The sequence below is a fragment of the Acinetobacter pecorum genome, from assembly GCF_014837015.1.
Taxonomy (GTDB): Bacteria; Pseudomonadota; Gammaproteobacteria; order Pseudomonadales; family Moraxellaceae; genus Acinetobacter; species Acinetobacter pecorum.
Window position 1 is genome coordinate 18,732 of the sequence record NZ_JACSPT010000005.1, and the last position, 23,160, is coordinate 41,891.

A 23,160-nucleotide genomic window follows, 5' to 3' on the forward strand; every position below is an offset into this window, starting at 1 on the left:
TCACCTACAGAACAATAAATTGCGCTCTGCCGCGAAAAGTTTAAAATGCAGGCATCACAATCAAGGTGCCAAGACTATGCAACAAATGTGGACAGACATTGATCACTATATTGATTCACATTTAATTCCTGAAGACCCTATTCTGAATCAAACCCTGGAAAATACTGCCGCGCACGGTTTTCCTGATCATCTGGCTGTAGCACCGAATCAAGGCATGTTGTTGCAGATGCTGATCCAGATGAACCAGTGTAAACGCGTTCTTGAGCTTGGAACATTTGCAGCATATAGCACCATGTGGCTGGCGCGTGCCTTGCCGGATGACGGTTATATCCTGACCATTGAAGGGCGTGACACCCATGCGGCAATGGGTCAGGAAAATATTGACCGTGCCCAGCTCAAACAGACCGTTGAACTTAAATGTGGCCGTGCAGCAGACGTGCTTAAAGCCCTGCCTGAAGACACTGAAGCTTTTGATTTTATCTTCATTGACGCAGATAAACAGAGTTATCCGGAATATCTGGAACTCAGTTTAAACCTGTCGCATTCAGGTACGCTTATTTTTCTGGACAATGTGATTCGTGCTGGGGAGATCATTAATCCGGACAATAAAAAGCCAAGTATTGAAGGCATTCGCGATATGTTTAAAGCCCTGCAAAATCATCCACGTATCTTGTCCTGCACTGCTTTACAGACGGTTGGTAGCAAAGGACATGATGGTTTCGCACTCGCAATTGTTAAATAAAAGCAGAAGAGCAAAAATCACCCAACACGATATTTCCTATAAATAATATATACTTATAAAAATTAACCACAGAGTTATCCACAATATATGAGGATAACTCTGGTCATTTTTAAATCAAGCTGTAACAATTTACGATTAGACTATGTACCTGGCAATCCTTTTGCAATTCTCACTTGGCAACCAGTAATGGAACTTTGGAATTACGGAAAATCGTGGTTGCAATACTTCCTAAGAAGAACTGGTGGATTTTACTGTGACTGAATGCGCCAAGAACAATCAGTTGAATCCCCTGTTCCTGCTGATAGGACAAAATATTTTCTGCAACATCCCCATAACGATATTGTGGTACCACCTCTAAGCCAGCCTGGGTTAAATATTGCAAAGGTTCATTCAGAATTTCAGCATGATCACCAACATATAACAGATGACATTGCAATAAGCGTAGCAAATCGCTTTCCGCAATCCGTTTCATCATCTTGATGCAAGTGGGTGAATATTCATAGGCAAAAATAAAGCGTGTCGGTGGCTTAAACTGTTCTCCGACTGTCATGACGGTACAGTTAGCGCCACGAATAAAGTTTTCGACATTGGTACCAATTGGTTTATTTTTTTCAGCTGAACGTTCGCCAAGCAAGCCTATCACCGCAATATCATCAGGCCGCAGAATCTGGAAGCTTTGTTCCAGAAAATCGCCCTTTTCCTGAATGTGTGTGGTACGAATACCATGTTCTGCCAGAATCCGCTCAGAAATGTGCTGCAGCAGATTATTGCTATAATCCAGCGCGATTTCACTTTGTTTTTGTTCAAGTTCAGCCAGCTCTTTCAATAACATGGCATTACTTTCAAAGCCGATCACTCCACTGATTTCCCCTAAATGATAACTGGCAGGGTAATAATCCAGAACCTGTAACAAGACCAGTTCACGACCAGTCTGTTTGGCAATCCATGCAGCTGCATCTGCCAGCGCGTTTATACATGGGGATGAGTCAATGCAGGCGATGACACGTTTCATGTTTAGCCTCTCTAGTTATGATAAAAATTTCTTAGTTATTTTTAACTTAGCATAAGCATTCAAAAATGTGCAGCAAAATCTGTAAGGCTTGAATTGAAATATGTTAACTTTTATGTGAATAAATATAGATCGCTAAACCCATTTTTCTACTCATTTCTATCTTTATTTCAACCCGTTGACTTCAAAAAACTTATTCACGATAACGAATAAATCTAGCCGGATTTCCGGCGACAATTGCACGCGCCTCAACATCCTTGGTCACCATACTGTTCATCCCCACCATAGCCTGATCTGCGATTTTAATTCCGTCCTTGATACCCACGTGTGCACCTAGCCACACATCCCGGCCGATCTCGATGCCTTGTGAGCGCACCGGTTGCTGATAAATTGGCTGCTCGGGATCCATCCCGTGATCAAAGGCATAAAGATGACAATAAGCAGCGATACGTACCTGATCATGCAGTTTAATCCCTACCCGCCCGCCATCCAGAATACAGTGATGATTAATCGCCACTTCATTTCCAATGTCCAGTGGGCCATGCAAGGTGCAATCTGCGGCAATAAAGGTATTATCACCGATGATGATTTTGCGCCCCGGCTCGGCAAAGATATGTGCCAGGGGTGAAATAAAACAGTTTTCACCAATCTCGATGGTTTCCATCTCCATCAGATAAGCCTGATATTCCTTTTGCCATGCTTCTGCCCAACCGCGATTTTTTGGCTTTAAGGACCAGTACAGCCAAGGCATATAGTTCAGACGATGTTTATGCTGCTCACGATATTTCAGTAATGGATCTACGTCAGTCATCTGTCGCTTCTTCAATAATTTTTAATTGTTCCCGGCCACGCGTCACATCCTGAACTTTCAGGGCAAAGGGTTGAATTTGATGTAATTGAAATAAGGCGCTGACCTGCACACCTTCGGCTGTATATTCTTCCTGATAATCGATTTGCTGCTGATTCAATTCATACTGGAATATGGCCCACTCATTAAATTGACAGGAAAATTGCACCTTTTTCTTTTCAATCAGTTCAATTTTTTCTGCTAATAGCAAGCATTGTCCAGCGCAACCCCCATAGGCTCGCACCAAGCCTCCTGTTCCCAGCTTGATTCCGCCATACCAGCGATTGACCAGTACCAGCACATTGGTCAGTTCATTACCCTCAATAGTCGCCAGTATCGGACGTCCTGCAGTACCTGAAGGTTCACCGTCATCATTAAAGCGTACCTGATGACCAATTTTCCAGGCCCAGCATTGATGTGTGGTGCTTGGATCACGATAAGCCTCCAGAAAATCTTTCACCTCCTGCTCATTTTCAACAGGGGTAGCAAAGGCCTGAAAGCGGCTTTTTTTGATATCTTCCTCAAAACTGACTAGGCTGGCAATGGTAAATGGCATAACTTCAGGCTTTAAACTCTTACTGTTGCAGTATACCCGCTTTGTACAGACAAATAAAAAGCCTCTCCAAGGAGAGTCTTGATTTTACTCGATTGTTTTGAAAGGCTTTAAAAATCATCAGATCCGGGAAACTTGCATTCTTGCCTGTTTTTTACTCATTTTTCTTCTTCGGCAAGGACATTGAATGCAATGGTTCTTTGCCGCTAATTAAAAAACCTGCATCTGACAATTGAAATCTGATGCAGGTTTTTTATAAAGTAAGAGACATTTAAACAGTGAAATCATCACCCAGATAAACTTTTCTCACGGTCTCATTCGCCAGAATTTCTTCCGGTGTACCTTCAGCAATCACTGCACCTTCACTGACAATATAAGCATGTTCACAAATCGCCAGTGTTTCACGGACATTGTGATCGGTAATCAGCACGCCAATACCCCGATCTTTCAAGTTGGTAATAATATCCTTAATATCTCCAACCGAAATCGGATCGACACCGGCAAAAGGCTCATCGAGTAGCATAAATTTAGGATCAGCAGCCAAGGCACGTGCAATTTCAGCACGACGTCGCTCACCGCCGGACACACTCATTCCCAAGGAATCTTTAATATGGGTAATTTTAAAGTCCGCCAGTAGCTCTGCCAGACGTTGCTGACGTTGGGCCTTGGTCAGCTCTTTACGGGTTTCCAGAATCGCCATGATATTTTCTGAAATCGTCAGCTTCCGGAAGATTGAAGCTTCCTGCGGCAAATAGCCAATCCCTTTACGTGCCCGCTCATGCATGGCCAGGTCGGAAAGATCCAGATCATCCAGATAAATTTCGCCCTTATCCATCCGTACCAGACCAACAACCATATAAAAACTGGTGGTTTTACCGGCCCCGTTTGGGCCCAGCAGTCCCACAATCTGGCCACTTTGCATACTGAACGATACATCTTTGACTACCCAGCGCTTATTATAATTTTTCGCCAGATGCTTAATGGTTAAGGTCTGAACCTGCTGCGATTGTTCCATTAATCACGCGCTCCCGGGAAGGATTTTGAAGTAGACGGTGGAATCACGATTTGTACACGGCCTGACGAAGAACCGGTTTTGTTTGGAGTTCCTGTGGCTTCGATATCGCCTTTGTTCATGCTGTACTTTAAAGTTGTACCGCGAATACTGGCACCATCCTGTTGCAGGAAAGCATTCCCGGACAAGGTAATAATGCCTGTTTCGGCATTATAGACAATTTTTTGTGCCTGACCTTTCGCCAGACCTTTGTCCGGATCAACTTTTTGCTGAAACTGTGCCGGACTGCCTGTCGCCGTAATGAGGCTGATCTGGCGTTTACTGTTCAGATTGGCCACAATCGAATTGGCTTGCAGCTTCATGGTGCCCTGTTCAATAATGACATTACCAGAATAAGTCGTTACACCAGTCCGCTCATTAAAAGTCGCGCGGTCAGCCAGCAAGGTAATTGGCTGGTTACGGTCAGATGGCAGCGCAAAAGCAGTGATTGAACCGAGTCCAACCACAGTCGCCAGCGTTATACGCTTCAGGAAAGTGTGCATCATTTTGGCTTTAGGAGTTTGGTTCATACTTTCCTCGAATATTAAAGAATTCGTATTGACCATCATTAAGATTGGCTTTAAGACCCTGGCTGACAAATTCAGCCTGTGGAGATTCCACAATCACTGTCTTGTCTGTTTCAATTTCGCGTGTTTTCGGAAAAGCGGTCAGTTCTTCAGTACGGAACTGCATTTCCCCATTTTGCATGATTTTGGTGGCGAGCACTTCTTGAGAGAGTACAACTTTTGTATTGTCATCATAACCCTGCGCCATTTTGGCAAAGAAAGTGGCATCGATTTTACCATTGTCATAAGTCGATGCTCGCAGATTTTCCAGCTTTGAAGTTTCTAGCTGCAGATTCTGCTCAAGTCGATCCACTTGGGCACGAACCGACACCTGGCCTGATTCATCTGTCTGGGTTAAGTTAATATTTTGAGCGGAGTAAGTCATGCTGCGCGCAGAATCTGCCTGCAGCTTGTTACCCTTGCCGCTGTAATAGTAATAACCACCACTTATTGCGGCAATAATCACAGCCGTAATGTATAAAACTTTAGTATCCATAAGCGGTGTACTTAATCCAAAAGATAGGACTTATTAATAAGGTGCACGAATATATTTTTCAAGTAACTCTTGGTACATGCCTTTGGACATTAACAGCATGTCACAGATTTCACGAACCGCCCCACGACCACCGTAGGCTTGAGTAACCAGATCGGCACGACGGCGAACTTCGACATGACCATTAGGCACTGTCACTTTCATGCCGGCAATGGCAAAAGCAGACAGATCAGGCCAGTCATCACCCATATACAGGCAATCTTCAGGATCAATGTTAAGCTGTGCACATGCTTCACGAAGAGCTGTGCCTTTATCTTCACGGCCCTGATAGACCAGATCAACACCCAGATCCGACATACGTTTTTCAACAATACGACTTTGACGACCGGTGATAATAATCACCTTGATTCCCGCCTGCTGAACCAGTTTCATGCCCAGACCATCACGAATATCAAAAGATTTAATCTCGTCACCCGAATTAGTCAGAGTAACAAAACCGTCACTTAAAATACCATCGACATCAAGCACCAGTGCTGCGATATGACGTGCCTGCTCTAACAATACATAAGATGCCATCTATTAATTTACCCCAGCCTGAATCAGGTCATGCATACTGATCACGCCAATGACTTTATTGGCATCATCAACAACTACAAATTGATTAATTTTATGCTCATTCATACGCTCCAGCGCGATCACTGCACGTTCTTCCTGAGAAATAGTCAACGGATTCTTGATCATTACGTCTTGCACTGCCAGATTGACATCAAAGCCTTGCTGTTTATCGATTAAGCGGCGTAAGTCCCCGTCTGTAAAAATACCGAGCAGGAGGTCATTTTGATCGACAATTGTGGTCAAACCTAGACGTTTATTTGAAATCTCGTATAAAACCTGGTTCATCGGCGTATCTGGCGAGACTTTCGGCAAATCGGCTCCAGTACGCATCAGATGTTTTACATGCAACAACAGGCGCTTACCCAACGCACCCGCAGGATGTGAACGTGCAAAATCATCTGAAGTAAAGCCGCGAGCATCCAGCAAAGCTACTGCCAGAGCATCACCCAAAGCCAGTGTGGCGGTAGTACTTGAAGTTGGCGCCAGACCGAGTGGACACGCTTCCTGGATATTACCGAGCGTCAAAGCTACATCAGCATTTTGTGGCATGGGACCTTGGTCATCACCACTGATGGTAATCAGGGGAATTTGCAGATGCTTGATCAGGGGCATCAGCATCATGATCTCATCACTCTTGCCCGAGTTTGAAATTGCAATCAGCACGTCACCTGACACCAGCATCCCTAAGTCACCATGACCTGCTTCACCAGGATGCATAAAGAACGATGGCGTTCCGGTCGAAGCAAAGGTCGCCGCCATTTTACGGCCAATATGACCCGACTTGCCCATTCCGGTAATCACCAGACGGCCGGTACACTGCAGAATAATCTCACATGCGCGGCTAAAACGGTCATCAATCTGTGTTGCTAAAATCTGTAACGCATTTTCTTCGATGCGCAGTGTTTCAAGTGCGACTTTTTGGAAATCTAGCTGATTCGCTGTTTTTTGTGGATTCAAAGCCTGTTTACCTACGCTAAGGACAGAGAAAAACTCTGGTTTGATGGGCATAATTTTCGCAATTTTAGCATAGCTATGCAATTGCAAGATTTCTAAATGTATAAGATTCGACGTATTTTTAATATATTTCGATTGTATTTGACTTGCGAAGCCAGGTATATCCACCTCTACATTTGCTCCATTTTTGAAACTGTAGACTGTGCTTGTTTTTATTTTTTATCAGAATATCCTCACGCTTGTCTTAATGAATTATATTCATAAAAGAACATCCTCATTCCAATACTCCTTAATTCCCCTCGCAAACACTGCCCCTGAAAAGACCAATTCATTATTGTCATTTCAGTCCAGAAATCTTTTCTTTCTCAATCATTGTTACTACCTAACTAGGCTAAATAACTGAGGCTTTTTACGCTTTTATCTTTATGAATAATTATGCTTAGGTTAAGATGAATCATCCTTTTATTTGAAGTCCTTTGAACAGCTATGCAACCATTTGTTCTATATAACTCAGAGCAACGCAAAAAAGTAGAATTCGTACCTCGTGTTGAAGGTCAGATTGACCTGTATGTCTGTGGAATGACGGTCTATGATTATTGTCATATAGGACACGCACGTACAGTGGTTGCATTTGACTACATTATCCGTTTCTTGCGCAGCCAAGGCTGGAAGGTCAAATATGTGCGCAACATCACCGACATTGATGACAAGATTATTAAACGTGCCAATGAAAATGGTGAAAGTATCTCGGATTTGACCAGTCGCTTTATTGATGCGATGAATGAAGATTTTGCCAAACTGGGTTGCCTTGCACCTGATGTAGCACCTAAAGCAACAGATTACATCAAGCAGATGCAGGATATGATCAGCAACCTGGTCGACAATGGTACGGCTTATCCATCCAATAATGGTGATGTCTACTTTGAGGTCGAGAAGTTTGCCAAATATGGTCGTCTTTCTGGCCGTAAACTGGAAGATATGCAAGCGGGTGCGTCTGAACGTGTCGATGTTGAAGTCGAAAAGAAACATCCATTTGACTTTGTACTGTGGAAACATGCCAAGGAAAATGAACCGTCATGGGCTTCCCCTTGGGGTAATGGCCGTCCGGGCTGGCACATCGAATGTTCAGCAATGTCGACCTGCTGCCTGGGTAATCATTTCGATATTCATGGCGGCGGTGCTGATCTGACCTTCCCGCACCATGAAAATGAAATTGCACAATCTGAAGCTTCTACTGGCGAACAGTATGTCAATTACTGGATGCATGCCGGATTTATTAATGTCGATGGCGAGAAAATGTCGAAGTCTTTAGGCAATTTCTTCACCATTCGCGACGTGATTGAAAAATTCCATCCGGAAGTGGTACGTTATTTCATTGTTTCTTCCCATTATCGTAGCCCGGTGAATTACTCGGATGTTGCCTTAAAAGAAGCAAAAAATACCTTATCTCGTTTCTATCACTCGTTTAAAACCTATCAAGCGGTTTATGGTGATCATCTGGTTGAAACTCTGGATGAGGCTTTTGTTGAACGTTTTAATGCCGCTATGCGTGATGATTTCAATACGCCTGAAGCGATTGCGGTATTGTTCGAAATCAATAAAGAACTGAATCGTGCTGTAAAAGAAGAAAATGCGGAACAAGCAGCGATTTATTATGCAACTTTACGTCACCTGACCAATATTCTCGGTCTGGTACAGCAAGATGTAGATGAGTTCCTCAAATCTGACATTGGTCAGGAAGCATTGGGACTATCACCTGAACAAATTGAAGATTTGATTCAACAGCGTCAGGATGCCAAGAAAGCCAAAGAATTCGCCCGTGCGGATGAGATTCGTCAATCTTTACTTGATCAAGGTGTTGTTCTTGAGGATACCCGTCAAGGTACTGTCTGGCGACGTGCTGATTAATTAATCAAACAGATTTATAGAGAGTTGACACTGCTGTGGAATTCTCTATAATTCACCTCATTGCGGGAATAGCTCAGTTGGTAGAGCATAACCTTGCCAAGGTTGGGGTCGGGAGTTCGAGTCTCCTTTCCCGCTCCAGAATACGAAAAACCCTTATCGAAAGATAAGGGTTTTTTTATTAAATTCTAAAAATTTTGATTGATAAAAAGTATCTCTAAAAATCACGTCTTAGCTACTTTCACCCCGACATTTTTTGGGTAATTCACCACAAAGTGCTATTGTAAATAAACTTCAAAACTTTCAATTCTTTTAATTACGATATCGTTTCATGACTTATAAACTGAATGCACGTCATCTTGTTTTAGACCTTCTCTACGCTTCGAAAGACTCAGCTCTCTCTATTAGGCGGATATTAACGGCTGCTGAATTATTAGGCATATCTGAAAATGGCATACGCGTCGCTGTGGCCCGATTAAATCAGGAAAATGTCATTCAATCTGTAGAGCGCGGTGTGTATCAGTTGCTAGAAAAAAAGTTCGATACTTCATTTATCAGCTTAAACAAACAACCCTATATACAAACTGCGGCCATATGGAATGGAAAATATGTACTGGTCTATATGGGTGCTTTAGGGCGTGTAGACCGTACGGCATTATCTAGAAGGGAAAAAGCGCTGCGTTATTATGGTTTTCAGGAATTGGAACAAAATGTTTTTATTCGTCCAGATAATTTAACACTGAGTCTAAGCACATTAAAAACAGCTGTAATCCGGTTTGGATTAGATTCTGACGCGCGTTTTTTCCAAGTCAGTCAGCTGGAAAGTGAAACCGAAGTTCGTGATTTATGGGATATCGAAGCGCTACATCAGACCTATCATGTAGTACAGCATGATATCAATGCCTGGTTTGAAAATTACCAAAATCTGACTTTAGCAGAGGCTGCAAAAAGTGCCTTTTATCTAGGTAAGTCTGCTCTATTTAGTTTGCGTGCTGACCCTTTGCTTCCTGCAGAATGGATAGACACCGAGGCTCGACAACAATTTGAGCTCGCAGTCCGCAAAATAGAAAAACAGGGACAACTTTTATGGCAACACTATTTTAAAGACCAAGGGCTCTAAATTATTTCTTTTTTATACACAAAAATAAATTGACTGTAATATTTCATCCAAATATATTGAATATAGCAATAAGAACTAAATATAGGCAGAAGAATGAACAGCAAGGTCAGTGTCACAGAACTTTTTAGTCGTGACGAAATTAAAGAACTCACCACGACCTCAGACTTGCACGGTGCCTGGGCAGTAGGTTCGACATGGACCGTAATTGTCATGACCTTTGGCACGGTCGCCTATAGCTGGGAATATTTACCTACGTGGGGGAAAGTCCTGATGTGCGCGCTGGCATTGGCCATTCTTGCGGGACGCCAGCTTGCGATGGCTATTTTGATGCATGATGCCTCACATCATAGCCTGTTCAAAACCAAATGGTTGAACACTCATTTGACCGACTGGCTCTGTGCACGCCCGATCTGGAATGATGTCAGCAAGTATCGTCCTTATCATCTGAAACATCATGCTAAAACCTCGCAGCCAGATGATCCTGACTTGGGGTTGGTAAAAAATTTCCCCATTACTCAAAGCTCACTATTCAGGAAATTCTTTCGTGATCTGAATGGGCAATCTGGACTTAAGTTCCTTGCAGGTCGGGTATTGATGGATCTTGAATTACTGGAATGGAGTGTTTCCAATGACCCCAAGCCAATTCTGCGTGGTGATCGCAGCAATTTAGAGTTAGCAAAGAATCTGTTTAAGAATAGTTCCGGTATGCTCATCTCAAATGCAGCAATTTTTTCTGCACTGTGGGCCAGCGGCCATCCTAAACTGTATTTATTATGGCCTCTCGCCTATATCACTCCATTTCCTTTGTTCATCCGCATCCGCGCCATGGCTGAACATGCCGGATTAGAAACCAGTCATTCTGCCCTGAGCAATACCCGAACTACTCGTGCAGGTTGGTTGGCACGTGCTTTGGTTGCCCCGATTCATGTGAACTATCATATTGAACATCATTTGATGGCCTCTGTTCCGCATCAAAAGCTGGCAAGAATGCACCAGATGTTAAGGGAGCGTCAGTATGTCGATGCTCCGCCAAGTTATCTGGATGTGATTCGCTCACTTTTAAAAAAATAAAAAATATTTCTACTGTTAAGACTATTCAATTTCAATGCTGATGGCTTTCGGCATGTGAATGCTGATGTGAGGATTGTCCCCGATGTTCCGGTGGACAATCTTCCGCTTCGATCTGCAAGGTCATCTCGGTAATATGATGCTCATGGTGGAGCATCTCAAAGGCCTGATGACGCAGTTTCTGATAATCCACATTCGGCGCAACCAGATGCACAGTAAGCATGACTTTTTTGGAAGTAATCGCCCAGACCTTGAGCTGATGAATATCCTCGACCCCGTCAAGCGCCAAAAGATCGTGACGTAATTTTTCAATATCAATTTCCTCCGGCACACCTTCAAGCAGAATATTGATGCTCTGTTTCAGCAAAACCCAGGTTCTTGGCAATACCCAAAATCCGATTAATACTGCAATGAGTGTATCAATCCACATCCAGCCGGTGAAATAAATCACTAACGCTCCAATAATCACGCCTACAGATCCCAGTGCATCACTCAGCACTTCCAGATATGCACCTTTGACATTGAGACTTTCCTGACTGCTGGACACCAGAATTTTCATGGAAATCAGGTTAATGATCAGCCCCAAAACAGCAACAATCATCATGCCAAGGCTCTGGATTTCTGGTGGATGACTCAAACGCTGATAAGCTTCAAACAAGATATAAATCGCAACCACAAACAACATCAAGGCGTTAAACAGGGCAGCCAGAATTTCAAAACGTTGATAACCAAAAGTCCGTTTATTGTCTGCCGGTTTTTGTCCGATCTTGATAGCCACCAGTGCAATAGCCAGTGCGGCAGCATCGGTAAACATATGTGCAGCATCAGAGAGCAAAGCCAGACTTTGGGTCAGAAAACCGGCAATTACTTCCACAATTAAAAAAGTCGTGGTTAATCCCAGCGCTATCGATAATTTTCTGGCATTGTCTGCAGTCACGTTGACATGACTATGCTCATGATGATGTGAATTCCCCACCGGCTACTCCTTCCTTCTTATTCAACGAGGACATGCATCCTCAGCATCATTCAAGTCTTGTTCTGATTCATATTACGCTTGAATTTTATCTATTTAAGTAGGTTTTTTATGAACTGTTTTATCAGTCGGCATTAAATTAAAGTTTTGGCTTTTTCATGTTCTGCCAGCCAAGCCTGTACCGAAGCACGCTTAAAATTACGCTCGACATATCCTATTATTTTCACAGGAAGATTCACCTGATGGCTCAACAAACGATGCAACATAAAGGCCAAATCGAAGTCTGCAATTGACCAGTGTTCAGTCAACCATATGTCCTTCAGCATATGTTCTGCCACATTCACCAAGCGCTGAATTTCTTCAGTTATCGGAGCTGTAAGAGGTGTAGATATTTTTGCTGGATGAAATACCGAATCAGAAGGCATCTGCTGACGGATTTGCATAAAATCGGTTTTGACCAAGGCTTGTAGGGCGCGACATTTGGCTCTGGCTTGAATTTCCTTAGGATATAAAGTTGGATAATTAGTTGCTGGAAAGACATCCTCCAAGTATTCAGTGATTGCCCATGATTCAAACAGACTAAAATGATCTAGCGTTAAACACGGAACTTTAGCACTTGGACAAATGGCTTGATAAGCCGCAGATTTCTGTTGCTGCTGATCTAAATCAATCACGATTTCCTGAAAATCTAAACCCTTTTCTTTTAAGGCAACATAGACCGACATAGCATAAGGGCTGATTCTATTTTGATCGACATATAAACGTATATTTTGCATATCCTTGTTCCTGATGACCTTATTGTTTTTATTCAGTACGGCAGCCTTACTCTACTCTCTTTCTTACATAAAAGAAAAAATGAAATGCTTGATGTAGCGATCACACGAAAATTTTTACTTACTTGCTGATAGTGCAACGATACCCATTATTTTCTATTTTGCACAGGATCGGTAGATAAAGCCTTTTATTTTGCTTTTGATTCACGTTAAATTAAATCATTCTCTTGATATCAAAAAACTATGCTGAACTTAGCCCACCTCCCCGATACTGTATATGCCATTCAACATCTGGCTTTTGAAGACTTAGGCGCTTGGGAAGATGTTTTTTATCAGCTCGGCTTACGCGTCCGCTATTTTGAAGCCGGCATTGATGATCTTAACAAAGCTTTTGAGCATCCTGGCTTAGTGGTCATTCTTGGAGGCCCGATTGCAGTCTATGAAACTCAAGACTACCCGTTCCTGCAAGAAGAAATAAACTTACTTAAAGTTCGTTTAGAGAAAAATCTACCGACTTTAGGTATCTGTTTAGGGGCTCAATTAATTGCTGCTGCGTTGGGTAGCAAAGTCTATTCCGGGCATGCCAAAGAAATCGGCTGGTCTAAACTCACCCTTGCTTCTGTTGAAAATAATCCGCTGCAAGCTCTGGAAGATATTCAAGTCCTGCATTGGCACGGTGATACTTTTGATTTACCTGCACAGGCTGAATTATTGGCCAGCTCTAATCTTTATCCGCATCAGGCTTTCCGTGTGGGTAATCATATTCTGGCCCTGCAGTTTCATCCTGAAATAGCCAGTGACAGTCTGGAAAAATGGCTGATTGGCCATACTGGTGAATTACGACAGGCTAATATTGCTATACCTACACTTCGCGCAGCCAATCTTCAATTTGCACCTTTGCTGGAAATGACTTCAAAAACTGTCTTGGAACAATATCTGGCTCAATTAAATATGGCATCTTGATTCGGCGCATTTTAAACTTGACTCCAATTCTTGATATTAAAAATTTTATGAGCGCATTATTCGGTATCGCTGTTATTCATTTTTTCGCCCTGATCAGCCCGGGACCAGACTTTTTCTTTGTGACACAAAGTGCGATACGGCAGTCCAGAAAACATGCGCTCTTTGCAGCTCTCGGGATTTCGTTGAGTATTCTGCTCTGGTCAATCTGTGCGCTCAGTGGTTTACATTTCCTGTTTCAGAAAGTGGCCTGGTTGCAGCAGGTGTTAATGATCTTGGGTAGCATATATCTACTTTATTTAGGCTACCTGATGTTAAAGTCGAGTTTAAAAAAACCACTACCCTTAATTGAACCAAAACATGAGTCTGTTCCAGTAGCACACGCATCATATTTTAAATTATTGCTTCAGGGCTTTTTGACAAATATGGCCAACCCTAAAGCCCTGATTTACTTTAGCAGTGTCTTTTCTTTGGCCATCAGTCCCAATGCAAGCTTATCAGAGCAATCTTCCTTGTTACTCTTGGTATTTGTAGAAAGCCTGCTCTGGTTTGCAGTTGTTGCTGTTATTTTTTCAATGCGCAAGATGAATACCTATTATCAAAAATTTGCCAAATGGATTGATGGGATCACCGGTGGAATTTTTATCAGTTTTGGCTGTTTACTTATTTTTAACCGGAATTAAACTTGTTGATTCAATTAAAAAAGCACCTGAATATAGGTGCTTTTTTAATCAAGTCGTGCTTATTTCGCTTTGGCTGTTGGCACACTTGCTTCAGTGGTAATCTGTACGGTAATTTTATCACCTACATTAGGTACATAGTTTGCGATACCAAATGCAGAACGGTTGAATGATGTAGTGGCATTAAAACCGACTGTTTCTGCTTTGGTCATTGGATGTGGGCCTTTCTTGTTCAAGACGGCATCCAATACAACCGGCTTAGTAACGCCTTTAATGGTCAAATCACCAGTAATTTTAAATTTCTTTTTGTCCTGAGTTTCAACTTTGGTACTTTTAAAAGTGATGTTTGGGTATTTCGCTGCATCAAACCAGTCTGCCGCCACTAAATGCTCATCCAAAGCTTTCACGTTGGTATTGATACTCGACAGTGGAATTGTCACATTCACAGAAGAGTTCGCAGGTTTTTGCTCATCAACATTAATGGTACCCTGAATATTTGAGAAGTTACCTGATGGTGTAGAAAAACCAAAATGATCCCAGCTAAATACGGTGGCTGTATGGGTTGGATCAATGGTATAAGCCACTGGTTTAGCCATAGAAACAGTTGCCACGGACGCAACCGCCAAGCCTAATGCTAATGTTTTGAAATTCATGTTTTTATCTCTCGTTTTGGATGTCATCAAGTGTATAGAAACTGGAAACGTTTGCAGCCCTAAAGATAAAACGTTTTGTTGCAGCTATGAAACGATAAATTTGTAAGTTATTTTTTTAACTTTTGATGGTCAATCCATACGGTATTGGATGAATCCGGTTTTCTTGGCGACTTTGTTATATAACGCTTGTGCCTGATGGTTTGATTCCTGAGTTAGCCAGTACACCCGGTCGCAATTACGCTGCTGCGCTACCTGATAGATATGCTCAAGCAACTTGCGCGCCACGCCCCGGCCACGATAATCTGGATGGACAAATAAATCCTGCAAATAGGCATATGGTCTTACTGTCCAGCTACTGTTATGCTCAATGACATGCACAATTCCCACAACCTTTCCATCCATCATTGCAGCAAAACCGTACATTGAATCTAATTCATAATTGGTTAATTTATCCCAGGTATTTTCACTCACCTCATCCGAAATTTGCGCCTGATAAAAGCGTTGATAGTCTTGCCATAAAAATAGCCATTCCGGCTGTGATATTTGCTCTAGAGCTTTGATCTGGATCTGGGGCTGTATATTCATGTTTAACTGCTTCTTTGGCTTATTTCTTTCATTTAAGTCGTTTCGATAGTGGTCGCTGAATTATTATAGCGGCCTAAACCTAGCTTTATCTCATCTCGTGTTCATAAGCAACCCATCAGATGAAAATCATCCGGTATAAAAAAAAGCCCCAATCAGGGACTTTTCACGCTTTATGTTTAAAGTTTTTCAACCAGAATACGATCAACCTGTTTTAGGCCAGTCGTCTTTTCATGATTTTTACGACGCACTTTAATGACCTTTTCTTCGGCTAATTCTTGCAGCATTAAATCAACTGCAACCATCGCATCAAGAGGTAATTCCTGTCCGATCCACTTGAGTTCGCCTGCATCCATTAAAGTAATTTCATCGTTAATTTGTTCATACAAGCTCATGTTCATCTCACTCTTTCATTTCGACTACGGGAGGACTTTCTAACGGTTGCCACATGAAAACAACGCTAAAAAGCAAAAAAACAAAAGACGCCCCAAAACTGGAGCGCCTTTTAAAAAAACCACCTAATCAGTTGATTATGCAGTAATCTCTTTTACAGCTGCTACCACTGCTTCAGTAGTAATACCGAAGAACTGGAACAGATCTTTTGCAGGTGCAGATTCGCCATAAGTGGTCATACCGATGACGCGACCATCAAGACCCACAAATTTCCACCAGTAATCTACATGTGCAGCTTCAACCGCAACACGTGCACGAATGTTTGATGGAAGAACCGCTTCACGATAAGCTGCATCTTGCTTCATGAATTCTTCGGCACATGGCATAGATACCACACGCACGCCTTCAAGCTGTGCATAAGCGTCCATTGCCAGAGATACTTCTGAACCAGTTGCAATAATAATTGCTTTTAATTCGCCTTTTTCTTCAGCCAGTACATAACCACCTTTTGCCACGTTCTCGATTTGTGCTTGAGTACGGGTCTGGAATGGCAAGTTCTGACGAGAGAAGATTAATGCTGTCGGACCATCAGCACGCATGAGTGCAGATTTCCAGGAAATTGCTGCTTCAACCGTGTCACATGGACGCCATGTATTCAGGTTTGGCGTAGTACGAAGCGATGCGATCTGCTCAACAGGTTGATGCGTTGGACCATCTTCACCCAGACCAATTGAGTCATGCGTATAAACATGAATCACGCGCTGTTTCATTAATGCAGACATACGTACTGCATTACGTGCATACTCCATAAACATCAGGAATGTAGCGACATAAGGGATAAAACCGCCATGTAGCGCCACGCCGTTGGCAATTGCAGTCATACCGAATTCACGTACACCGTAGTGTACATAGTTACCCGCAGGATTATCCTGCACGCCTTGCGCACCTTTCCAAAGGGTCAGGTTAGAACCTGCAAGATCAGCAGAACCACCTAGAACTTCTGGCAATAATGGAACAAGTGCTTGCAATGCATTTTGGCTAGCTTTACGCGTCGCAATTGTTTCAGCTTTGGCATTCACTTCTGCAATGTAGGCATCCGCTTTTGCCGCGAAGTCAGCCGGCAATTCACCCGATAAACGACGTTTAAGCTCAGCAGCTTCTGCTGGATATTTTGCAGCATAGGCAGCAAATGTTTCGTTCCAGGCTGCTTCTGCTTCTGCACCTTTAGCTTTCGCATCCCAAGCTGCATACACATCTTCAGGAATCACAAATGCTTCATCAGTCCAGCCCAAAGCTTCACGAGTCAGGACGATTTCGTCATGACCGAGTGGTGCACCGTGACTGTCTTCTTTACCTTGTTTATTTGGTGAACCCAGACCAATTACTGTTTTACAGATAATGATCGTTGGTCGGGCAGTTTCAGCTTTTGCTGCTAAAGTTGCAGCACGTAAAGCATCAGCATCGTGACCATCAACTCTAATGACTTGCCAGCCGTATGCTAGGAAGCGTTGTTCTGTATCGTCAGAGAACCAGCCTTCCACTTCGCCATCAATCGAGATGCCATTGTCATCGTAGTAAGCAATCAGCTTGCCTAGACCCAATGTACCCGCCAAAGAACATGCTTCGTGAGAAACACCTTCCATTAAACAGCCATCGCCCAGGAAGCAGTAAGTGAAGTGATCTACAACCTGAATGTCATCTTTGTTAAATTGTGCAGCTAAAGTTTTTTCAGCCAGTGCAAAACCCACGGCATTCGCGATACCTTGACCTAAAGGACCAGTTGTCGTTTCAATCCCTGGCGCATAACCCAATTCCGGGTGACCAGGTGTTTTAGAATGAAGTTGACGGAATGCTTTTAGATCTTCAATTGAAAGATCGTAGCCCGTTAAATGAAGAAGCGCATATTGAAGCATAGAGCCATGGCCATTTGATAATACAAAACGGTCACGGTTTGCCCAATTCGGGTTGGTCGGGTTATGGTTCATGAATTCACGCCAAACCACATCAGCGATATCTGCCATCCCCATTGGAGCACCTGGATGTCCTGAGTTTGCTTTTTGCACAGCATCCATTGCCAATACACGAATTGCGTTTGCAATACGACGTTCATTAAGCGGGGTTGTCATAAATCAGAGTCCAAAATATTCAGAAATAGGAAATGATGAAAAGACTTTCAAAACTGCTGCCTATTGTCTTAAAAAAACAGCGAGGGGTAAAGACTAACCAACAATATTTATCAGTTTATTGAGTGTCTCTTGCCTTATCGTACAATTATTCCACATTTCTTCTTCAACTTTGATTGGCTTGACTGATTTACAGGTTGAATTTTCCTGCATCTCGACATTGACTTCATTTTCTGACGTTAAATTTTAAGCTGGCAAACAGGATTGAATTTATGTTAGTTTTGCCTCTATTTCATACTTTTTAAATCAGTCTCTCTAAAGAAAATTAATAGATTCGATTGAGCCTTATATAATGTAATTTTTCTTATTTTTAATTATAAAATATTTATAAATCCATATAAAAATCTAATTAGCTTAGGCTAAATTTTTAATATGGATGGACTTTGATTATTGACCCTGACAATCGTTCGGCAAATAGCGCTGCTGAATATTGGTTGAATAACATTTCCCACTATAAACATCAAAGGCAATTGATTTCCCGCGAATCGCGGCATCTACACCTTGTTGCCGCATCTTAAATTCAATCCGGCAGGCAGCGTTAATGATCACTTTTTCGATATATTGGCTACCACCACCAATCTGCCGTCCGGCATCACACTGTTGATCCGAGGCAATAAAATGGCTTCGATATACCCCAGCCTGCTGAAACACATCAGCCAATTGAGAACGTACGATATAGCCTTGATAGCTCATAAAAGCCATCGTGGCTAAAATCGCAACAATTATCGTTACAATCAGCCCCTCAATCAGGGTAAATGCCTTTTGATACATCATCTCTGATCTCCGTATAGTCTTGCTCCAACAGTCCATACAAAAAGATGTAGCTATTCCTAAGTGACAAATATTGAAGACTGAGGCTAATATGAAGATATACCCGGACACCCACAAGACAGCTAGTCGCACGGCATACCAGCTTGCTTTGCTTTATTGATGTAATGATCACTTGCTTAAAACAAGGTTTGAATTTTTAGCTTTATATTCTTTGCACGTTTATTTTTTTAAATTCAATTTGAAATCTAATAATTTAATTTTTTGTCAGTTTGGGGTGTTAAATATTATTAATGTATGTTCTCTCACGAATACTGCTGATTTAATAGGCATATCAATTTTTTTAATTCTATTAATCAATTAAAAACACAATATTTTGAAACAATTTCGTCCAATTTTGTTGCGTTAAGCTAGTCCTAGAGCGCAACTCGATGTAACATATCGGGTCTTTAAAATTAACTGTGATAGGACTATGCGCGAGTACGCTGTATTTACTTCGGAATCTGTAAGCGAAGGCCATCCAGATAAAATGGCTGACCAAATCAGTGACGCTATTTTGGATGCAATCTTAAAAGAAGACCCATATGCACGGGTTGCTTGTGAAACGCTTGTAAAAACAGGTGCGGTTGTACTTGCCGGTGAAATCACCACTACGGCAAATGTTGATTTTGAGGCAATTGTACGTCATACCGTGAACGGAATTGGTTATCACCATTCTGATCTGGGTTTTGATGGCTCAACCTGTGCTGTAATCAACATGATTGGCAAACAGTCACCTGAAATTGCTCAGGGTGTCGACCGCCAAAAACCTGAAGATCAGGGTGCCGGTGACCAAGGACTGATGTTCGGTTATGCAAGCCGTGAAACTGATGTACTGATGCCTGCCCCGATTTCATATGCACATCGTCTTATGGAAAAACAGGCTGAATTACGTCGTGATGGTACGTTGCCATGGTTGCGCCCGGATGCCAAAAGTCAGGTAACTTTTGCTTATGAAAATGGTGTGCCAGTACGTTTAGATGCCGTAGTCCTTTCGACTCAACATGATCCTGAAATCACTCAAGCGAACCTGAAAGAAGCTGTGATTGAAGAAATCGTGAAAAAAATCATTCCTGCTGACATGTTCCATGCCGACACCAAATTCCATATTAACCCGACCGGTATGTTCGTGATCGGTGGTCCTGTGGGTGACTGTGGTTTGACTGGCCGTAAAATTATCGTAGACACCTACGGCGGTATGGCGCGTCATGGTGGTGGTGCTTTCTCCGGTAAAGACCCTTCTAAAGTTGACCGCTCTGCTGCTTATGCAGGTCGTTATGTTGCGAAAAACATCGTGGCTGCTGGTCTGGCTGACAAGTGTGAAATTCAGGTGTCTTATGCGATCGGTGTTGCCGAGCCAACTTCAATTTCAATCAATACTTTCAATACTGCAAAAGTATCTGAAGAATTGATTATTGCATTGGTGCGTGAACACTTCGACCTACGCCCATATGGTATTACCCGTATGCTTGACCTGATCCAGCCTATGTACAAGCAAACTGCTGCTTATGGTCACTTTGGTCGTGAAGGTTCGGATACAGCCTTTACCTGGGAAAAAACAGACAAAGTGGAAGCGCTTAAAGCCTCTGCCGGCCTGTAATTTATTCCTGAGAAAAGCCCGCTTTATGCGGGCTTTTTTTATGCTTTAATATCGATTCAATGAAAATTCAACTTACTTATTAAAAAAACCTCAGGTAGCTCCTGACCTCTCTCAAATCTATAAAAGTTACATTTGATAAACAATTTTTGATCTATTTTCTAGCATAAATTCAAATAAATAGTTGATAGATTAAAATCCAGCTCTACAACAACAAAAGGATATTACCCGATGAAAAAACTACTTATTGCTTTAGGTTTAGTTACAACTGTTGCCCTGGTAGGCTGTAATAAAGAAAAGGCACCCGAAACAGGTGCTACTACAGGCGAACATCTAGAAAATGCAGCAGATCAAGCTGGTCATGATATCAAAAATGATACACGTGAAGCTGAAGTTAAAAGTGAACAGGCCCTAGATAAAGCAGCAGAAGAGACTGCTAAAGCTGCTGATGATGCAGCTGCTGCAGCTTCCCGTGCCGCGGATGCCACTGCTGAAGCAGCTCGAAAAGCAACTGCCTCTACCGCTGCAGCAGTTGAAGAAGGCGCTCAAGATGTACGTGAAAAAGCTGAGAACTAATTTTAGGATTCAGTCTGATATTGAAAAGCCTGCAAATTGCAGGCTTTTTTATCCCTGATAGTTCTGGTTATTAATATCTATAAATTTAAAGTGGTTTTATTACCAGATAAAATCTGCATTGTATCTAAACCGCCCAATAAGATCAGATAAGCTGATAGACCTTATCAACAATTAGAATGACTTAATAATGATTAATGCCCTAAAACAGGCTGCATTAAAGCTGAAATTCAGTAGAATACCAGCCTTTATTTATTATTTTTAAGATTTTCACTCCCATGTCAGTCATTGTTGCTGCTTCCCAACGCTCGAATATTTCGGTTTGGGTAGCTTTTATTTTTCTTATGATCGGCACGGTTGGTGCCTATCAAATCGTTGGCTTAAATCAAGCCCTGTTATTCTTGATTGGTGGTGCACTAGGCATGACCCTGTACCATGCATCTTTTGGTTTTACCTCAAGCTGGCGTGTGTTTATCAAGGAACGTCGCGGTCGTGGTTTACGCGCGCAGATGATTATGCTCGCTCTGGCCGTCTTGCTGTTCTTCCCCGCCTTAGGTGCAGGTGAGTTATTTGGTAACCCAGTTAAAGGCAATGTTAACCCCGTTTCCATGTCAGTCATGATTGGTGCCTTTATTTTCGGTATCGGCATGCAACTTGGTGGCGGCTGTGCATCCGGTACCCTGTATACCGTAGGTGGTGGTAGCGCACGTATGCTGGTGACGCTCTTGTTTTTCTGTATCGGGTCAGTGATTGCGACCTCGCATCTTGACTGGTGGTTTGCCCTTCCGCATCTTGAACCGATTTCTCTAGTAGAAAGTTTAGGGGTGATTCCTGGATTACTGTTGAGCTTTATCATTTTTGCCATTATTGCTGCAGCAACAGTTTATTTCGAAAAGAAACGTCACGGTAGTCTCGAAATTGAGTCTAGTAGTAAACACCAAGGCTGGAAGCGCTTTATCCGTGGTCCATGGCCTCTGATTTGGGGTGGTATTATCCTGACCTTACTCAACTTTGCGACTCTGGCATTGGCAGGTCGTCCTTGGGGCGTGACCTCTGCACTGGCTGTGTGGGGTGCCAAAGGTGCAAGTCTTGTAGGTATAGACGTTGCATCTTGGGATTATTGGCAACAGGCTGGTAATGCAAAAGCGCTGGCCAACTCACTCTGGTATGACATTACTTCCATGATGAACTTCGGTATCATGCTGGGTGCTTTGTTGGCGGCGAGTTTGGCAGGTAAATTTGCGCCGAATTTCAATATTCCAAAACGTTCACTGATTGCTGCTGTTTTAGGGGGCATAATGCTGGGCTACGGCGCACGCTTAGCTTATGGTTGTAATATCGGTGCATATTTCAGTGGAATTGCGTCAGGTAGTTTGCATGGTTGGTTGTGGCTGGTATTTGCCTTTATCGGTAATGGCCTTGGGGTAAAACTTCGTCCGATTTTCTTCCCGGATGAAAAACCGCAGCCTGAAAAACTGACCGGTTGCTAATGCTTAAAATCAAAAAAGCCCATCAAAATTGATGGGCTTTTTTCTTTCTTTAGGATTTACAGCGCAGCTTTTAAATTACAGCCATAACCCATGGTCTGCTGAACCTGACGATAAGTCGTATAACGGTCCAGAATAAAGGTATAAAAATGATCGGCGTCAGAGAAATTGGCTTTTAAATTTTCATTCTTGGCATTGGGCAACCGGATGTCATTAACCAGTTCTAGATTGTAATGTCCCAAGCGGTACATATCGGCAAAATAACTATTCATCATATCGCAATAGGCGATTTTACTGGGTTTTAATGCGGTACTGCTAACGAGATGCTGGTTCAAGCTTTGCAGATTATTGACATCTAAAGGAAACTGGTGTGCGAAAGCAATACTTTCGACTTTCTTAAATTTCTGAAAGTCCTGGGCTAACTGGACATTGAGGGCATCAAAACGTTGCTGCAGTTCCTGTGCAGTCTGAACCTGATATTTGACTGGATCTACGACCGGTTTTTGTGGTTGTTCCGAACATGCAGTTAATCCAGTGAGCAGCGCTAATGACGTTAGCCATACCTTCATGTTTATA

At 42.5% G+C, this 23,160-nt stretch carries 25 protein-coding genes and 1 tRNA gene; 10 read left to right on the forward strand and 16 right to left on the reverse strand.

Going from position 1 to position 23,160, the window contains the following annotated elements; translation table 11 throughout:
* Positions 1 to 76 precede the first annotated feature (76 nt).
* On the forward strand, positions 77 to 742 hold the full coding sequence (locus H9629_RS05055; protein WP_064095973.1) for an O-methyltransferase: 666 nt from the start codon (positions 77 to 79) through the stop codon (positions 740 to 742).
* 169 nt (positions 743 to 911) lie between these two features.
* Here H9629_RS05055 and H9629_RS05060 read toward each other — a convergent pair whose 3' ends face one another.
* From H9629_RS05060 to H9629_RS05095, 8 genes are all read right to left on the reverse strand, one after another.
* Positions 912 to 1,754 carry a universal stress protein gene (locus H9629_RS05060; protein WP_191730619.1) on the reverse strand — a complete coding sequence of 281 codons (843 nt, stop codon included), beginning with the start codon at positions 1,752 to 1,754 and terminating at the stop codon, positions 912 to 914.
* Between the two features lie 190 nt (positions 1,755 to 1,944).
* A complete protein-coding gene (locus tag H9629_RS05065) occupies positions 1,945 to 2,562 on the reverse strand; it encodes an acyltransferase (RefSeq protein WP_191730620.1) in 618 nt (205 codons plus the stop codon).
* Positions 2,555 to 3,154, reverse strand: coding sequence for an IMPACT family protein (locus H9629_RS05070; RefSeq protein WP_064102019.1), 600 nt, complete (start codon positions 3,152 to 3,154; stop codon positions 2,555 to 2,557). Before H9629_RS05070 ends, H9629_RS05065 begins: the two co-directional genes overlap by 8 nt.
* A 268-nt stretch (positions 3,155 to 3,422) precedes the next feature.
* Positions 3,423 to 4,166, reverse strand: a complete 744-nt coding sequence (lptB, locus tag H9629_RS05075) for an LPS export ABC transporter ATP-binding protein (protein WP_064095969.1) — start codon at positions 4,164 to 4,166, stop codon at positions 3,423 to 3,425.
* Positions 4,166 to 4,732: a lipopolysaccharide transport periplasmic protein LptA gene (lptA, locus tag H9629_RS05080; RefSeq protein WP_064095968.1), complete on the reverse strand. Its 567-nt coding sequence runs from the start codon at positions 4,730 to 4,732 to the stop codon at positions 4,166 to 4,168. Before lptA ends, lptB begins: the two co-directional genes overlap by 1 nt.
* Complete coding sequence (gene lptC, locus H9629_RS05085) at positions 4,716 to 5,264, reverse strand: LPS export ABC transporter periplasmic protein LptC (protein WP_064095967.1); 549 nt, start codon at positions 5,262 to 5,264, stop codon at positions 4,716 to 4,718. Before lptC ends, lptA begins: the two co-directional genes overlap by 17 nt.
* A 33-nt stretch (positions 5,265 to 5,297) precedes the next feature.
* On the reverse strand, positions 5,298 to 5,837 hold the full coding sequence (locus tag H9629_RS05090; RefSeq protein WP_064095966.1) for a KdsC family phosphatase: 540 nt from the start codon (positions 5,835 to 5,837) through the stop codon (positions 5,298 to 5,300).
* A 3-nt stretch (positions 5,838 to 5,840) separates the two neighbouring features.
* Positions 5,841 to 6,884, reverse strand: coding sequence for a KpsF/GutQ family sugar-phosphate isomerase (locus H9629_RS05095; RefSeq protein ID WP_225215729.1), 1,044 nt, complete (start codon positions 6,882 to 6,884; stop codon positions 5,841 to 5,843).
* Positions 6,885 to 7,316: 432 nt separating this feature from the next.
* On the opposite strand from H9629_RS05095, the gene cysS reads away from it, so the two are divergent.
* The 4 genes from cysS to H9629_RS05115 all read left to right on the forward strand — a co-directional run bounded on the left by cysS (position 7,317) and on the right by H9629_RS05115 (position 10,926).
* Entirely contained in the window at positions 7,317 to 8,738 is a 1,422-nt protein-coding gene (cysS, locus tag H9629_RS05100) for a cysteine--tRNA ligase (RefSeq protein ID WP_191730621.1), read from the forward strand.
* A 62-nt stretch (positions 8,739 to 8,800) separates the two neighbouring features.
* Positions 8,801 to 8,876: transfer RNA gene (locus H9629_RS05105), tRNA-Gly, on the forward strand.
* A gap of 190 nt (positions 8,877 to 9,066) precedes the next feature.
* Positions 9,067 to 9,855 carry a hypothetical protein gene (locus tag H9629_RS05110; protein ID WP_191730622.1) on the forward strand — a complete coding sequence of 263 codons (789 nt, stop codon included), beginning with the start codon at positions 9,067 to 9,069 and terminating at the stop codon, positions 9,853 to 9,855.
* A gap of 93 nt (positions 9,856 to 9,948) precedes the next feature.
* On the forward strand, positions 9,949 to 10,926 hold the full coding sequence (locus H9629_RS05115) for a fatty acid desaturase family protein (protein ID WP_191730623.1): 978 nt from the start codon (positions 9,949 to 9,951) through the stop codon (positions 10,924 to 10,926).
* A 31-nt stretch (positions 10,927 to 10,957) separates the two neighbouring features.
* Here H9629_RS05115 and H9629_RS05120 read toward each other — a convergent pair whose 3' ends face one another.
* Together H9629_RS05120 and yfcF are read right to left on the reverse strand one after the other, a co-directional pair.
* Positions 10,958 to 11,899 (reverse strand): cation diffusion facilitator family transporter, encoded by a 942-nt coding sequence (locus tag H9629_RS05120; RefSeq protein ID WP_064095962.1) that lies wholly within the window; start codon positions 11,897 to 11,899, stop codon positions 10,958 to 10,960.
* Positions 11,900 to 12,030: 131 nt separating this feature from the next.
* Positions 12,031 to 12,672, reverse strand: coding sequence for a glutathione transferase (gene yfcF / locus H9629_RS05125; protein WP_191730624.1), 642 nt, complete (start codon positions 12,670 to 12,672; stop codon positions 12,031 to 12,033).
* 240 nt (positions 12,673 to 12,912) lie between these two features.
* Here yfcF and H9629_RS05130 point away from each other — a divergent pair, with 240 nt between their 5' ends.
* Together H9629_RS05130 and H9629_RS05135 are read left to right on the forward strand one after the other, a co-directional pair.
* Positions 12,913 to 13,632, forward strand: a complete 720-nt coding sequence (locus tag H9629_RS05130; RefSeq protein ID WP_191730625.1) for a glutamine amidotransferase — start codon at positions 12,913 to 12,915, stop codon at positions 13,630 to 13,632.
* A gap of 47 nt (positions 13,633 to 13,679) precedes the next feature.
* Positions 13,680 to 14,312, forward strand: coding sequence for a LysE family transporter (locus H9629_RS05135; protein WP_191730626.1), 633 nt, complete (start codon positions 13,680 to 13,682; stop codon positions 14,310 to 14,312).
* Between the two features lie 59 nt (positions 14,313 to 14,371).
* Here the strand turns inward: H9629_RS05135 and H9629_RS05140 are convergent, their stop codons facing one another.
* The 5 genes from H9629_RS05140 to H9629_RS05160 all read right to left on the reverse strand — a co-directional run bounded on the left by H9629_RS05140 (position 14,372) and on the right by H9629_RS05160 (position 18,891).
* The gene (locus H9629_RS05140) at positions 14,372 to 14,962 is read right to left on the reverse strand and encodes a YceI family protein (protein WP_064095959.1); all 591 of its coding nucleotides are present in this window, start codon (positions 14,960 to 14,962) and stop codon (positions 14,372 to 14,374) included.
* A gap of 129 nt (positions 14,963 to 15,091) precedes the next feature.
* The gene (locus H9629_RS05145; protein ID WP_191730627.1) at positions 15,092 to 15,547 is read right to left on the reverse strand and encodes a GNAT family N-acetyltransferase; all 456 of its coding nucleotides are present in this window, start codon (positions 15,545 to 15,547) and stop codon (positions 15,092 to 15,094) included.
* A 176-nt stretch (positions 15,548 to 15,723) separates the two neighbouring features.
* Positions 15,724 to 15,939 (reverse strand): hypothetical protein, encoded by a 216-nt coding sequence (locus H9629_RS05150; protein ID WP_064095957.1) that lies wholly within the window; start codon positions 15,937 to 15,939, stop codon positions 15,724 to 15,726.
* Between the two features lie 135 nt (positions 15,940 to 16,074).
* Positions 16,075 to 18,063 carry a transketolase gene (tkt, locus tag H9629_RS05155; RefSeq protein ID WP_064102010.1) on the reverse strand — a complete coding sequence of 663 codons (1,989 nt, stop codon included), beginning with the start codon at positions 18,061 to 18,063 and terminating at the stop codon, positions 16,075 to 16,077.
* Between the two features lie 444 nt (positions 18,064 to 18,507).
* Positions 18,508 to 18,891: a prepilin-type N-terminal cleavage/methylation domain-containing protein gene (locus tag H9629_RS05160; RefSeq protein ID WP_064095955.1), complete on the reverse strand. Its 384-nt coding sequence runs from the start codon at positions 18,889 to 18,891 to the stop codon at positions 18,508 to 18,510.
* 469 nt (positions 18,892 to 19,360) lie between these two features.
* Between H9629_RS05160 and metK the strand changes: the two genes are divergently transcribed.
* The 3 genes from metK to H9629_RS05175 all read left to right on the forward strand — a co-directional run bounded on the left by metK (position 19,361) and on the right by H9629_RS05175 (position 22,587).
* Entirely contained in the window at positions 19,361 to 20,527 is a 1,167-nt protein-coding gene (gene metK, locus H9629_RS05165) for a methionine adenosyltransferase (protein WP_005246700.1), read from the forward strand.
* 228 nt (positions 20,528 to 20,755) lie between these two features.
* Positions 20,756 to 21,100 (forward strand): hypothetical protein, encoded by a 345-nt coding sequence (locus H9629_RS05170; RefSeq protein ID WP_064095954.1) that lies wholly within the window; start codon positions 20,756 to 20,758, stop codon positions 21,098 to 21,100.
* A 275-nt stretch (positions 21,101 to 21,375) separates the two neighbouring features.
* On the forward strand, positions 21,376 to 22,587 hold the full coding sequence (locus tag H9629_RS05175; RefSeq protein WP_064102009.1) for a YeeE/YedE family protein: 1,212 nt from the start codon (positions 21,376 to 21,378) through the stop codon (positions 22,585 to 22,587).
* A 56-nt stretch (positions 22,588 to 22,643) separates the two neighbouring features.
* Here H9629_RS05175 and H9629_RS05180 read toward each other — a convergent pair whose 3' ends face one another.
* Positions 22,644 to 23,153 (reverse strand): hypothetical protein, encoded by a 510-nt coding sequence (locus H9629_RS05180; protein ID WP_064095952.1) that lies wholly within the window; start codon positions 23,151 to 23,153, stop codon positions 22,644 to 22,646.
* Between the last annotated feature and the right edge of the window lie 7 nt (positions 23,154 to 23,160).